The sequence below is a fragment of the Prevotella sp. P2-180 genome (genome assembly GCF_002251435.1).
Lineage (GTDB): Bacteria > Bacteroidota > Bacteroidia > Bacteroidales > Bacteroidaceae > Prevotella.
Window position 1 is genome coordinate 91,593 of the sequence record NZ_NPJI01000034.1, and the last position, 13,732, is coordinate 105,324.

General features: G+C 47.8%; 10 protein-coding genes. 6 read left to right on the forward strand and 4 right to left on the reverse strand.

Going from position 1 to position 13,732, the window contains the following annotated elements; translation table 11 throughout:
• Position 1: 1 nt before the first annotated feature.
• The 3 genes from CIK98_RS05540 to CIK98_RS05550 form a co-directional block, all read right to left on the reverse strand.
• Positions 2-2,131 (reverse strand): Tex family protein, encoded by a 2,130-nt coding sequence (locus CIK98_RS05540; RefSeq protein WP_094383274.1) that lies wholly within the window; start codon positions 2,129-2,131, stop codon positions 2-4.
• A gap of 85 nt (positions 2,132-2,216) precedes the next feature.
• Positions 2,217-3,008 (reverse strand): polysaccharide biosynthesis/export family protein, encoded by a 792-nt coding sequence (locus CIK98_RS05545; RefSeq protein WP_371683243.1) that lies wholly within the window; start codon positions 3,006-3,008, stop codon positions 2,217-2,219.
• A 43-nt stretch (positions 3,009-3,051) separates the two neighbouring features.
• The gene (locus tag CIK98_RS05550) at positions 3,052-5,367 is read right to left on the reverse strand and encodes a transglycosylase domain-containing protein (protein ID WP_094383276.1); all 2,316 of its coding nucleotides are present in this window, start codon (positions 5,365-5,367) and stop codon (positions 3,052-3,054) included.
• A 164-nt stretch (positions 5,368-5,531) separates the two neighbouring features.
• Here CIK98_RS05550 and pyrB point away from each other — a divergent pair, with 164 nt between their 5' ends.
• From pyrB to mnmE, 6 genes are all read left to right on the forward strand, one after another.
• Positions 5,532-6,479 (forward strand): aspartate carbamoyltransferase, encoded by a 948-nt coding sequence (pyrB, locus tag CIK98_RS05555; RefSeq protein WP_094383277.1) that lies wholly within the window; start codon positions 5,532-5,534, stop codon positions 6,477-6,479.
• Between the two features lie 29 nt (positions 6,480-6,508).
• Positions 6,509-6,964, forward strand: a complete 456-nt coding sequence (gene pyrI / locus CIK98_RS05560) for an aspartate carbamoyltransferase regulatory subunit (RefSeq protein WP_094383278.1) — start codon at positions 6,509-6,511, stop codon at positions 6,962-6,964.
• A gap of 70 nt (positions 6,965-7,034) precedes the next feature.
• Positions 7,035-8,315, forward strand: coding sequence for a serine hydroxymethyltransferase (gene glyA / locus CIK98_RS05565; RefSeq protein WP_094383279.1), 1,281 nt, complete (start codon positions 7,035-7,037; stop codon positions 8,313-8,315).
• A gap of 64 nt (positions 8,316-8,379) precedes the next feature.
• The gene (locus CIK98_RS05570) at positions 8,380-9,540 is read left to right on the forward strand and encodes a hypothetical protein (RefSeq protein WP_094383280.1); all 1,161 of its coding nucleotides are present in this window, start codon (positions 8,380-8,382) and stop codon (positions 9,538-9,540) included.
• Positions 9,512-10,393 carry a nucleoside phosphorylase gene (locus CIK98_RS05575; protein ID WP_094383281.1) on the forward strand — a complete coding sequence of 294 codons (882 nt, stop codon included), beginning with the start codon at positions 9,512-9,514 and terminating at the stop codon, positions 10,391-10,393. Before CIK98_RS05570 ends, CIK98_RS05575 begins: the two co-directional genes overlap by 29 nt.
• 10 nt (positions 10,394-10,403) lie before the next feature.
• A complete protein-coding gene (mnmE, locus tag CIK98_RS05580) occupies positions 10,404-11,777 on the forward strand; it encodes a tRNA uridine-5-carboxymethylaminomethyl(34) synthesis GTPase MnmE (protein ID WP_094383282.1) in 1,374 nt (457 codons plus the stop codon).
• A 25-nt stretch (positions 11,778-11,802) separates the two neighbouring features.
• On the opposite strand, the gene CIK98_RS05585 is transcribed toward mnmE, so the two are convergent.
• A complete protein-coding gene (locus CIK98_RS05585) occupies positions 11,803-13,188 on the reverse strand; it encodes a DUF1593 domain-containing protein (protein ID WP_094383283.1) in 1,386 nt (461 codons plus the stop codon).
• Positions 13,189-13,732: the final 544 nt, after the last annotated feature.

A 13,732-nucleotide genomic window follows, 5' to 3' on the forward strand; every position in this document is an offset into this window, starting at 1 on the left:
ATCACTGGGATATCTTCTTCAGTGATATTCTGTTTCTTTTTCTGTCCACTTCCATCACTCTAACCCTTACATGTTGATGAAGTTTCACCACTTCGTTGGGGTCGCTGACATATCGGTCGGCGAGCTGGGAAATATGGATGAGCCCGTCATGGTGTACGCCAATGTCTACAAACACGCCGAAATTGGTGATGTTTGTGACTATACCAGGTAACTCCATGCCCTCCCTCAAGTCGTCTACGGTATTGATGCCTTCAGCAAAGTCAAACTCCTCAATCTGGTTTCTTGGGTCCAGTCCAGGTTTTTCCAGTTCTTTCATTATGTCATTGAGTGTTGGCATGCCAATGGTTTCGGTGACGTATTTTTTCAGGTCGATGGTTTTCCTCCTTTCCGCGTCTTTCATCAGCTGTAGCACAGTGCAGCCATTGTCTTTTGCCATCTTCTCCACAATCTTGTACGATTCAGGATGTACGGCACTGTTGTCGAGTGGATTGGCTGACTCGGGTATTCTTAGGAATCCTGCACATTGCTGGAAAGCCACAGGACCGAGCCTCGGCACTTTTTTCAATTGGTTACGGTTGGTGAACGGGCCGTTGTCTCGTCGGAAGTCCACGATGTTTTTCGCGAGGGTAGGGCCGAGTCCGCTGACATAGGTTAGCAGATGTTGGCTTGCGGTGTTGAGGTTCACTCCCACGGTGTTTACGCAACTCTCTACAGTCAGGTCGAGCGTCTTCTTCAGCTTCGACTGGTCAACGTCGTGCTGGTATTGTCCCACTCCGATGCTCTTCGGGTCTATCTTCACGAGTTCTGCCAGTGGGTCCATGAGTCGTCTCGCAATGCTCACCGCCCCTCTGACTGTGACATCCTTGTCGGGAAATTCCTCTCTTGCAATTTTCGAAGCAGAATACACCGACGCACCGTCTTCGCTCACCACGAACTGCTTTACATTATGTATGAACTTTATTGACTTTATGAACGCCGAAGTCTCACGGCTTGCAGTGCCGTTGCCTATGGCTATTGCTTCCACTCCATATAGCTCCACCAAGCGTTCCACGGCAGCTGCAGCTTCCCTTGTCTTTGATACAGGCTGATGGGGGAATATTGCCTCGTAGTGGAGCAGGTTGCCTTGCTGGTCGAGACACACCACCTTGCATCCAGTACGAAATCCAGGGTCTACACCCATCACCCTTTTTTGTCCGAGAGGAGCCGACATGAGGAGTTGTCGAAGGTTTTCGGCAAACACCTTTATTGCTTCTTCGTCTGCCTTTTCCTTGCTTCTGGCTGCAAACTCGTTTTCTATTGAAGGTTCTATTAGTCGCTTATAGCTGTCGTCTACTGCTTCCTCCATTAGTCTTGCGCATGGTCCTTTCCCGTTGACGCGGCTTCTGCGGAGTCTGAAGAGGCAGTCGCCGTCGTCGGTTGAGATGGAAATTCGCAATATGCCCTCAGCCTCTCCTCTTTTCATGGCGAGCAAACGGTGTGAAGGGCAGCGTTTGAGAGGTTCTTTCCAGTCGAAATAGTCTCGGTATTTTGCAGCTTCCTCGTTATCTGCCTTTTCCTTCACCACTTTAGAGCAGATGGTGGCTTCGCGTTCGAACGACCTTCTGACAGTTTGGCGTGCCTTTTCGTCTTCGCTCACCATTTCGGCAATGATATATTGAGCACCCTTGATGGCATCGGCAGCCGTTTTCACATCTCCTTTTACAAATCGTTTTGCTGCAGCCATGGGGTCAGATTCTCGTCCGAGACAAATAAGGGTAGCCAGAGGCTCGAGTCCCTGTTCGCGAGCCACTTGAGCCTTGGTTCGACGCTTAGGCTTGTACGGCAGATAGATGTCTTCAAGTATTTCCGCGTCTTCACATTCCCTTATTCTTTTTTCCAGTTCCGGCGTCAGCTTTCCTTGTTCGGTAATGGTTTTGAGGATGGTGGTTTTCCGTGCCTCGAGTTCAGTGAGTTTGTTGTTGAAGTCGCTGATAGCCGCTATCTGTACCTCGTCGAGCGAACCAGTACGTTCCTTTCTGTATCTTGCGATAAAAGGTATTGTACATCCTTCCTTAAGCAGTTCAAGAGTGTTTTCCACGCTCCTTGTCGGCAGTTGCAGCAGATCTGCAATTTTTCTTGTGATATTGTCCATTATTGTTGTAATAGTTATCTGTTTCTAAATACGAGAAGTGGGATTTCTCACTCCTCATTTATTAAGTTAAAGAAGTTAACTCCTTTTATTTAAACAACAGATAGCCCAGCGACGTGAGGAAAGAGCCGCTTCTGAGGAAGAAGCTGGTGGACAGCAGGGTATTGTCGTTAAGTGTCGACTGACCGGCGCGCACTTCATTCGGCACGACATATATCACGTCGTTCTGCTTGAGATAATACACGGGAGATTCAAACAGTTCCTTCTTCCTGATGTCCACCTCGTGCGACACCCTTTGTCCGTTTTCCTCCCTTATCACGTAAATGGCATCCCTTCGTCCCATAATGTTCAGGTCGCCCGCCATTGCCAATCCCTCAAGCAGCGAGATACGGTCTCTTGTGATGGCATATTTTCCCGGTTTCTTCACTTCTCCCACGGCAGAAAAATAAAGGTTGAGGAACTCAACCGTCACTACCAGGTCCTTCACCATTTTCGCTTCAATTATTTTGTTTTTTATTTTCTGCGCCACTTCACTTCTGGTCAGTCCTCCAATCTTTATCCTGCCAATAATAGGGAAGTCAATTTCCCCTTTTGAGTCGAGCGTATATCCCGACACCTCACCTTGGTAGTCGGGCCTTAGTTCTGTATAACCGGCACGATACTGTGAGCGTGAGAGATTGAAGATCGAGGTAATCTCAGCGTCCTTTGTGGTCACAATAATAGAAATCTGGTCTTGCGGCCTCAGTCTTATGTTATTGTCAGCTCCGATGGTCTCGTATGTATTCAGCGGTACATTCTGGAAATACGAAATCTTTTCCGGAGTGTTACATGCGGCCATCAGTGAAGCTGCAAGTACTATAGGCAGTAATTTTTTCATAATCCTTACATTATATATATATTATTGTTTTTTATATTTGCATGAGTTATTCATACACCTCCTCTATGTCGTTCGGCATGCTGACGTCATATTCCGACATCTCGCAAGGGTTATACCCTTCTGGCAGGTCGAAAATGGCGTTTTCGTTATATCCGAGTCTTGGGTCGTTATACACCTTTCTCATGTAGTACGCCCATATAGGCAGAGCCATGGTGGCACCCTGTCCCATCTGCATGGAGTCGAAGTGTATGTCACGGTCGTCTCCTCCAACCCATACACCGCTGACGAGGGTAGGTGTGACACCCATAAACCATGCGTCGCTATTGTTGTTTGTCGTACCGGTTTTGGCAGCTATCTCACCGGTGAAGTTATATCTGAACCTCAGTCTTCCGGCAGTACCGCCATCGACCACTCCTTTCAGCATATACAACATTTTGTGAGCGCTTTCCTCGCTAATCACCTCGTTCATTCTAGGTTGGAATTGTGCTATGATGTTACCTTCGTTGTCCTCAATCTTGGTCACGTAGAGTGGGGCACACCTGATGCCATGGTTAGCAAAAGTCGTGTATGCGCTAACCATTTCCGCCACGGTAAGGTCACAAGGTCCGAGACATAGCGACATTGATGGATGAATGTCCGGGCTGCTGAAGCCATATTCCTTCAGCAGGGTCACGAAGGCCTGCGGGTTAAGCTTGCTCATGAGGTATGCCGTTATCCAGTTGTTTGACTGTGCCAGTCCCCATTTCAGTGTCACCATTTCCCCGTATCTGCGTCTGCTTGAGTTGCGTGGAGTCCAGTTCTGTCCTGCCACCACATATGTCTGCTGTACGTTAGGTGCGAGGTCGCAAGGCGAGAATCCGTTTTCCATTGCAAGAGAATAGAGGAAAGGCTTTATGGTCGAACCCACCTGTCGTCTTCCCTCGGTACACATGTCGTAGTTGAAGTGTATGAAGTTCAATCCTCCCACGTAAGCCTTTACGGCTCCATTAATGGGCGACATGCTCATGAATCCGCACCTGAGGAACGATTTGTAGTATTTTATCGAGTCGATTGGCGTCATGGTGGTGTCCACCTCACCATGATATGTGAAGATGCTCATCTTTGTGGGAGTATGAAACGACTTGTATATCTCGTCGTACGTAGCCCCTTGGCTATTCATGACCCTATATCTCTCGCTTTGTTTCACCGAGCGTCCGAGAATGTCGTTAAACTGCTTAGCTGTCAGTTTTCCTGAGAAAGGAGCGTTTTTCTTTCCTCTGTTTTCCTTGTTGAAAGCAGGTTGTAGGAATTTCACCACGTGCTCGTTGACCGCTTCCTCGGCATATCTCTGCATTCTTGAGTCGATAGTGGTATACACTTTCAGTCCGTCGGTATAAACGTTATAAGGTTCTCCGTTCTTTTTTGTGTTTTTGTTACACCATCCGTATAGAGGGTCGTTATTCCAGTTTATGGAGTCCTGTACATATTTATTTATGTTCCACGAAGGGTAGTTGCTTCTTTCCGGTCTTTTAGCCATGAGATACCTTCTGAGGAAGTCGCGGAAGTAAGCCGCTATTCCGTCTTTGTGGTCAGCCACGTGGAAGTTCAGGTTGAGCGGTCGGGTGGAGTAGGAGTCATACTCAGCCTCGGAGAGGTATCCAGCCTTCATCATTTGTCCGAGCACCACATTTCTTCTTTCCCTGCATCTTTCAGGGTTTCTCACCGGGTTGTAGTACGATGGGTTTTTGCAAAGTCCGATGAGAGTGGCAGCCTCATTAATGTTCAGGTCTTTGGGCTCCTTTCCGAAGTAAGTGTTTGCAGCTGTCTTTATTCCCACGGCGTTGTGTAGGAAGTCGAAATAGTTGAGATACATTGCAATTATCTCGTCTTTGGTATAATTTTTCTCCAGCTGCACGGCGATAACCCATTCTATAGGTTTCTGCATGACACGTTCGGTCACGTTTTCCGCTTTTCCCGAATATAGCTGTTTTGCAAGTTGCTGTGTGATGGTCGACCCTCCTCCAGCGTTTTTCTGTCCGAGGATACCTCTTTTTATTATTGCTCTTCCCAAAGCCTTGAAATCAATGCCCGAATGTTCGTAGAACCTCACGTCTTCCGTAGCCACGAGAGCCTTCACCAAGTGAGGCGAGAGCTGCGAATAGTCAACACAAATACGGTTTTCCTTATTGTAGTTCCATGTGCCCATAAGTTTTCCGTCGGCAGAATACACCTGCGTGGCAAATCTGTTGATAGGGTTTTGCAAGTCCTCAATAGGGGGCATATATCCTATCCATCCTTCGGCGATGGCATAGAATAAGCCAGCGGCCGAAATTACGGCCACGACAAGCATGGTCCATAGCAGATGGACAATTTTTTTATCCATAATTAAGTCACTTTTTTCTTCTAAAAACTGAATATCGACTGCAAAAATACTTGTTTTTATTGATATAACGAAAAAATATTGCGATTTTCTGTAATTTTTGTGCGATAAATGCGAAAATATGTGTACCTTAGCGGTCGAAAAAAACGAATAATCAAATTTTTCTGATGGAAAAACATAATTTTGTGACCATAGCCGACCTCACTCGCGAGAAGATTCTATACATGATTGAGATGGCACAGGAATTTGAGCGGCATCCCAACAGGGAGCTGCTAAAGGGAAAGGTCGTGGCGACGCTCTTTTTTGAGCCTTCTACAAGAACACGACTGAGTTTTGAAACCGCAGCCAACCGCCTTGGCGCACGTGTTATAGGTTTTGCCGACCCCAAAATCACCAGTGGTACCAAGGGAGAAACACTTAAGGATACCATACTCATGGTGTCCAACTATGCCGACGTGATAGTTATGAGGCATTATATCGAAGGAGCTGCGCAGTATGCCAGCGAAGTGGCCCCGGTGCCTATTGTCAATGCCGGCGACGGAGCCCATCAGCATCCTTCGCAGTGTATGCTCGACCTCTATTCCATCTACAAGACTCAGGGAACACTTGAGAATCTCAACATCTATCTTGTGGGCGACCTGAAATACGGGCGCACAGTGCACTCCCTGCTCATGGCCATGCGCCATTTCAATCCCACCTTCCATTTTGTGGCTCCAAAGGAGCTCTCCATGCCCAATGAGTATAAGGTATACTGCAAGGAGCATGGTATCAAATATCAAGAACACACTGCATTCAACGAAAAGGTCATTGCCGATGCCGACATTCTATATATGACACGCGTCCAAAAGGAACGCTTCAGCGACCTGATGGAATACGAGCGGGTGAAAAACATCTATATCCTTCGTGCCGACATGCTTACAAACGCCAAGCCGAACATGAAGGTGCTGCACCCGCTGCCAAGAGTGAACGAGATAGCATACGACGTGGACAACGACCCGCACGCTTATTACATCCAGCAAGCCGGCAACGGCCTCTTCGCCCGCCAGGCTATCTTCTGCGATGTGCTCGGCATCACTCTGGATGAAGTGAGAAACGATAAGAGTATAATAAATTAAGATGACGAGTCAACAAAAATAATATATCTATGGCAAAGAACGAAATTATGGTGACTGCCATTGAGAATGGAACAGTCATCGACCATATACCTGCAGAAAAGACCTACGAAGTGTTGCAGCTTCTTCATCTCAACGAGCTTACGACCCCCGTAACCGTCGGTTGCAATCTTCGCTCAAAGAAGATAGGACGTAAGGGAATCATCAAGGTGGCCGACAAATTCTTCACCGACGAGGAAATATCGCGTCTATCCGTTCTTGCACCCAATGTGGTGTTAAACATCATAAAAGACTATGAAGTGGTGGAAAAGAAAACCGTCACCACTCCAGACCTCTTGCGTGGTATCGTGAAATGCAACAATCCCAAGTGCATCACCAACAACGAACCCATGGACACCCTTTTCCATATTGTCGACAAAGAGAGGGGCACCCTTAAATGCCACTATTGCGAAAAAGAACAGGACATAACCAAGGTTCAGCTCGTCTAAAATCTTGGAAGTAGGGCCTTGTTGAGCAAACGAGAAACTTAAATTTTTTAATTAATAAAATATATTTCAAATGAAAAGAGATCAACAGGTTTTTGACCTTATCGAACGTGAGCATCAGCGCCAGCTCAAAGGCATAGAGCTCATCGCGTCCGAAAATTTTGTTAGCGACCAGGTAATGGAAGCCATGGGCTCATACCTCACCAACAAGTATGCTGAGGGATATCCCGGAAAAAGATACTATGGTGGATGCCAGGTTGTTGACGAAGTAGAACAACTTGCCATTGACCGCGTATGTAAACTCTTTGGTGCTGAATATGCCAACGTGCAGCCACACTCCGGCGCACAGGCTAATGCCGCAGTATTGCTCGCCGTGCTGAAACCAGGCGACACCTTCATGGGACTTAACCTTGCACATGGCGGTCACCTCTCACACGGATCTGCCGTAAACACATCAGGTATCCTCTACAACCCAGTGGGCTACGACCTCAACCCAGAAACAGGACGTGTCGACTATGACGAGATGGAACGTCTCGCACTCGAACACAAGCCAAAGCTCATCATCGGCGGTGGCTCTGCATATAGCCGCGAATGGGATTACAAGCGTATGCGTGAAATTGCCGACAAGGTAGGTGCTCTTCTTATGATAGACATGGCTCATCCAGCAGGACTCATTGCTGCAGGACTTCTCGACAACCCGGTGAAATATGCTCATATCGTCACTTCTACCACACATAAGACACTTCGTGGTCCACGCGGAGGTATCATCCTCATGGGCAAGGACTTTGAAAATCCATGGGGACTGAAGACTCCAAAGGGTGTGACAAAGATGATGAGCCAGCTGATCAACTCGGCCGTATTCCCAGGCCAGCAAGGAGGACCGCTTGAGCATGTCATCGCAGCCAAGGCAGTGGCATTCGGCGAGGCTCTACAACCAGAATTCAAGGAATGGGCAGCACAGGTGAAGAAAAACGCTGCCGTACTTGCCGACGAGCTCGTAAAACGCGGTTTCACCATCGTCAGCGGCGGCACCGACAACCACTCCATGCTTGTCGACCTGCGCTCTAAATATCCCGACCTCACCGGTAAGGTGGCTGAGAACGCACTCGTGGCAGCAGACATCACCGTAAACAAGAACATGGTGCCATTCGACTCTCGTAGCGCATTCCAGACCAGCGGAATCCGTCTTGGTACACCAGCTATCACCACACGCGGTGCCAAAGAAGACCTTATGGTGCTTATTGCAGAACTCATCGAAGAGGTGCTCAACGACCCGGAGAATGAGCAGACAATAGCACGAGTTCGCGCTAAGGTGAACGAGACAATGAAGAATTATCCTCTCTTTGCCTATTAATCCCCACGTGAGGTGACGCAATAGAGCGTCACCTCATGCCCAATTTTCATCCTTAAAAACGACAATGAACAGGAAACATATATATATCATATCAGCACTTATTGCCCTTCTCGCCCTTACTCCCTCAACCACATTCGCCCAGAAAAAAAAGAAAAAGGCTAAGGAGCCGAAACTTACAGAGGCAGAGATACTACGGAATGCAAAACTGGAGGAAATGACATACGCCACACAGAAAATTGTATTCGTAGATAGTACAGTGGTTGACAAGCAACAGCTACATGATTTCTTGAAGATACCATCTGAGACAGGTTCTTTTTGTAAGGCTACCGACATCTCACCCACATGCCAAGGAATGGCTTTCGTCAATGAGATGGGCAACAAGGCATACCTCGTAAACCGCGACTCCATACTATGCTCCTGCGACCTCATTGATGGACAATGGACCGAGCCCGCCAAACTGGAAGGACTTGAAACGCTTGGAGAGAAAGCTGTTTTCGCCAATCCGTTTGTCATGGCCGATGGCACCACGCTCTACTTCGCGGCAAAGAGCGATGAAGGCATTGGAGGATTCGACCTCTACGTCACACGCTACAGTGCTGACTACAATAAGTTCCTGAGTCCGGAAATAGTGGGCACGCCATTCTGTTCCACTTCCAACGATATTCTTTACATTGTCGACGAATACGACCGCATAGCATGGTTTGCCACCGACCGTAACCAGCCCGAAGGCAAAGCATGTATCTACACCTTCATACCAACTGAGCTACGCGAAACCTACGACTCATCAATTGATTATGAACTACTCTCAAGCTATGCCCGAATTGATGCCATCTCAGCCACGTGGGGCGATGGAACAGAGCGGGATAAAGCATTGAAACGCCTTCAGACCGCCATTAGCCGGAGTGAAAACGAGGAGAAAGTATCTGCCTCACGCCTTTCGTTTGTTATCAACGATAATGTGGTCTACCATTCCCCAACACAGTTTCGTGCAGAGGGCAATGCCTCCCGTTTTAACACCCTTTGTGAAATGAAAGAGAAAATCAGTGAATTGACCACCCGACTCGATACCGACCGCAACTACTACGCCAAGGCCAACGAGTCAGACCGGGCCACACTCCGCCAAGAGATACTCTCCCTTGAGACAGAACTGGAAAAACTTCAACAAGAGTCAAACAACTTGGAAAAAGATATACGCAATGCAGAAAACAAAAAAATACTTCGCTGAGTCAGAACTCATCATCAATGAAGATGGCAGTGTCTTCCATCTTCATCTTCGTCCAGAACAGCTTGCTGACCGTGTCATCCTCGTAGGTGACCCAGGCCGTGTAAATCTCGTTGCATCATATTTCTCCAACGTAGAATGTGAAATATCCAACCGTGAGTTCCACACCATAACGGGCACATACTTAAACAAACGCATAACCGTATTGAGTACAGGCATAGGCTGCGACAATATAGACATTGTACTCAACGAACTCGATGCGCTTGCAAATATCGATTTTTCTACGCGCGAGGAACATGAAACTCCACGCAGCTTGACAATCGTCCGCATAGGTACCTGCGGCGGCCTGCAGCCATACACACCCTCTGGCACTTTCATCGCCTCACAGAAGAGCATCGGCTTCGACGGACTTCTCAACTTCTATGCCAGGCGCAATGAGGTGTGTGACCTCAGTCTCGAAGACGCGTTCAAGGCTCATGTCATTTGGAATCCGCAACTTTGTGCACCTTATGTTGTGGACAACGATTCAGACCTGCTACAAAGCATAGCTGCCGACGATATGGTACGTGGTATTACCATATCCTGTGGAGGCTTCTACGGACCTCAAGGACGCGAGCTCAGGCTTCCTCTTGCCGACCCGCATCTCAATGAAAAGATAGTAACGTTTGAACACGAAGGACTCCGCGTTACAAACTTCGAGATGGAGGGAAGTGCAATAGCAGGTCTTGCCAAGCTTATGGGCCATCGTGCCTTAACCTGTTGCATGGTAATAGCCAACAGAAGGGCCAAGAACGTGAAACTCAATTATAATAACACCATCGACGTCCTGATAAAGAAGGTTCTCGAAAGAATTTGAAAAGACATATATGATAGACATAGACAACAACGACACCATCTGCGCCGTGGCAACGGCTGCAGGAGGTGCCATTGGCGTCATCAGGGTTTCCGGACCTGATGCCATCAGTCTTACCGACAGCATCTTCAGTCGAAACTTGCAGGATGCTTCACCCAATACCATCGTTTATGGCAACATTGTTGGCACAAACAATGATATAGTTGATGAGGTACTTGTAAGTATTTTCCGTAAACCTCATTCATACACCGGCGAAGACTCTACAGAGATTTCCTGCCATGGCTCGCGCTATATTCTCTCAAGGGTTATGCAATTGCTCATCAGTGCAGGCTGTCGTCAGGCACAGCCTGGAGAGTTCACCCGTAGGGCATTCTGTAATGGGAAACTTGACCTTAGCCAGGCAGAAGCCGTTGCCGACTTGATAGCCTCTACCAATGAGGCGACCCATCACATTGCCCTCGGACAGTTGCGTGGCAATATTACCAATACCCTTTCCTTGCTTCGCGACCAGCTTCTCAAAATGACCTCTCTGCTTGAACTCGAACTCGACTTCAGCGACCATGAAGAACTGGAGTTTGCCGACCGCTCCCAGCTCCGCCAACTTGCAGAAGAGATAGACAGCCGCATTGTCAAAATGATAAGCTCCTTCGCATCCGGACAGGCAATAAAGAAAGGTGTTCCGGTTGCCATTGTAGGAAAGACAAATGTAGGAAAGAGCACCTTGCTCAATGCCATTCTCGGCGAACAAAGGGCAATAGTGAGCGATGTCCATGGCACCACCCGCGACATCATAGAGGATGCCATCGACATACGTGGTGTAACGTTCAGATTCATCGACACAGCCGGACTACGCACCACAACCGATGAGATAGAACAGATAGGCATAGGGCTGACCTATCGGAAACTCAACGAAGCTACAGTGGTGTTGTGGGTCGTAGATGAGATGCCCACAGCCAGCGAAACAGCTGAAATGACACAACGATGCCGCAACAGCCAGCTAATCGTGGTGAACAACAAGACAGACCGGAAAAATCTTGTCGAAAGTCTAAAGGAAGAATTGAAAGACATTCCCGTTATCGGCATATCTGCTCGTTGTGGAGAAAATATCGACAGCCTTCAAGACATGATTTTCGAAGCCGCCGACATACAGTCAGTCACCGCCAATGATGTAGTAGTCACCTCGTCGCGCCATTATGAGTCGCTGCAGAGAAGCCATGAGAGCATGATGCGCACCATAGAAGGCATAGACCTTGGCATCAGTGCCGATTTACTGAGCGAAGACCTCCGTTCATGTCTTGAATCCATGTCAGAAATCACAGGTCGTGGTATCATTACCTCAAACGAAGTCCTCTCCAACATCTTCTCCCACTTCTGCATCGGTAAGTAGGTTTCCTGCACCTATTTCAAATTCGTCATTCTGTCGGTTTGATGATGACTCTGCGATAAGCGGGCAAGGCGTACTTGCTTTGGTCGTGTACCTCGCAGATGATGTGAATCTCATCGTTTGCAAAAGTTGTTGGCATGTCCACTTTAACTGTCGAAGAAGTGGCATTGCTGACAGTTGCCTTTGCCTGACTGATACCATCCTGCTGCCACCATTTGAAGGTGAGCCCATCACCATCGGGGTCGAATGACGCAGAAGCGTCGAGACTGATGGTCTGCCCAGCTTTTGCCATGATGACGATAGCATCAGTTCCGTTCTCACCATTGACGACAGCTACCGGATTGCGGTTACCCTGTCCCTTCTCAGCCCATTCGATGCGGGCGATGAAGTCGTTAAGTTGTGAAGGATAGAACTGTCTGTAATACGTTTCCGAGATGCTCTTCACAGGCTCCTGCCAACTGGTCCACGCACAGGTTGTCGAGTCCTTGGTCATTGTCCAAATATGAAAACCGCCCCAACCCACCTGCATCGGTTCTTCAGGATTGTGCAGACCATTGGGAATTACGTTCAGAAACGAAGGTGTATCACCCTCCACACCATATTTATAATCAGGATACTGTCTGCCCAAAGTGGCATGTCCCTGAATCTGCGTTCTGATCAGCTGCCAGTAATCCTGTCCGAGACCGCATTGCAACTGCCATGTGCCTTCATCCCACACAAACAGAAGATCTCTGGCAAACTCCCTGCGCATCCACTGATGAGAGCTGTATGCCAGATCCATGCGCATTGCATACACCATATCCTGATCAGTGATGGTGTATAGACGGAGCTTATGCAGAAACGCCTTCAGCTGTTCGGGCGTGCGCGTCTGCTTCACCTTCCAGATCGCCTGAGCCAATGTGTTGGCACCACCCCACGCACAAACCCAGATGGGGCGCTCATCCTTCTCGTCAGCCAGACGGATAATCAGTTCGCTACCCTCGCTGTCGTTGTCGCTGCCAATCACCTTGATGCCAGCCCGTTGACTACCCATCACACTCCGGCTACGAATGTACTCCACACTTGGCCAGTAGCCCATCTTCTGACAACCGTTCTCTTTCTCTAAGCTGAGAAAAGCCATTTGGTCAGATCGTTTCATCAGGTTATGCACATCCGCCCCGTAAGCCTCTACCACCGAATCACGATAGGCAGCGCTCTTCGTGGGATAAGGGTCGCAGTTCCAGCCCGTCGAGGTGATGATACCCTCAATCTCCAGTTGGTCGGCATAGCAAAGCAGATGCACCAGCGACTCCGTATCATCAGGTTCAAGATCCGGTTGTCCGATGTCAGTCAAGATCACCACACGAGGTTTCAGTTGTGCCTGTGCTCCCATTGCCAGGATACAGAGCAGCAGGGAAATAAGCAAATTCTTCATATCATCTAAAAGTCTGCTGATTATTTTATGCCGCAAAAATAACAATTATTTTTCGAATGACATTGGATTTTTTTGCGATTTTAACATTAATTTGCGACAGAGCAACAACGTGCGTTTGTAAGCGTCTCCACGATGGCGTATTGCGTAGTCCAAATTATTGTTTACCTTTGCCTCGTTTTTTTAAAAAGGTAACAAAACATTCGCCACATGATGCCAGCCATGCAAGATATTTGTTTGTCTTGTTATATGCGATTTTTATGGAAATCGCATCGTTTTTCAATAAAAAATCGTACCTTTGCACCGAAATGTCAGATAGACGTGAATACTGAACAATATGAGGTGACGCTGAACAGGAAAGAAATATATGGCATTACCAATAAGCAAAGACGAACTGCTGAGGGCGAAGGCTGGGAATGGTAACTTCCTTGCGACGATGCCCATATCATCAGGCTTTTGTTGACGAGAATGCTTATCTTTTCTCTATTGGACAAACAAAATGTCAATAAGGATTCGTAATTAAAAAAACTCTGGAAATCAGGAACAA

Excerpts from the sequence above, each read along its gene's own strand:
- CIK98_RS05550 (WP_094383276.1), bottom strand. The coding sequence starts at position 5,367 with ATGGATAAAAAAATTGTCCATCTGCTATGGACCATGCTTGTCGTGGCC.
- CIK98_RS05575 (WP_094383281.1), top strand. The coding sequence starts at position 9,512 with ATGCAGAAAACAAAAAAATACTTCGCTGAGTCAGAACTCATCATCAAT.
- pyrI (WP_094383278.1), top strand. The coding sequence starts at position 6,509 with ATGGCAAAGAACGAAATTATGGTGACTGCCATTGAGAATGGAACAGTC.
- CIK98_RS05570 (WP_094383280.1), top strand. The coding sequence starts at position 8,380 with ATGAACAGGAAACATATATATATCATATCAGCACTTATTGCCCTTCTC.
- mnmE (WP_094383282.1), top strand. The coding sequence starts at position 10,404 with ATGATAGACATAGACAACAACGACACCATCTGCGCCGTGGCAACGGCT.
- CIK98_RS05540 (WP_094383274.1), bottom strand. The coding sequence starts at position 2,131 with ATGGACAATATCACAAGAAAAATTGCAGATCTGCTGCAACTGCCGACA.
- pyrB (WP_094383277.1), top strand. The coding sequence starts at position 5,532 with ATGGAAAAACATAATTTTGTGACCATAGCCGACCTCACTCGCGAGAAG.
- CIK98_RS05585 (WP_094383283.1), bottom strand. The coding sequence starts at position 13,188 with ATGAAGAATTTGCTTATTTCCCTGCTGCTCTGTATCCTGGCAATGGGA.
- glyA (WP_094383279.1), top strand. The coding sequence starts at position 7,035 with ATGAAAAGAGATCAACAGGTTTTTGACCTTATCGAACGTGAGCATCAG.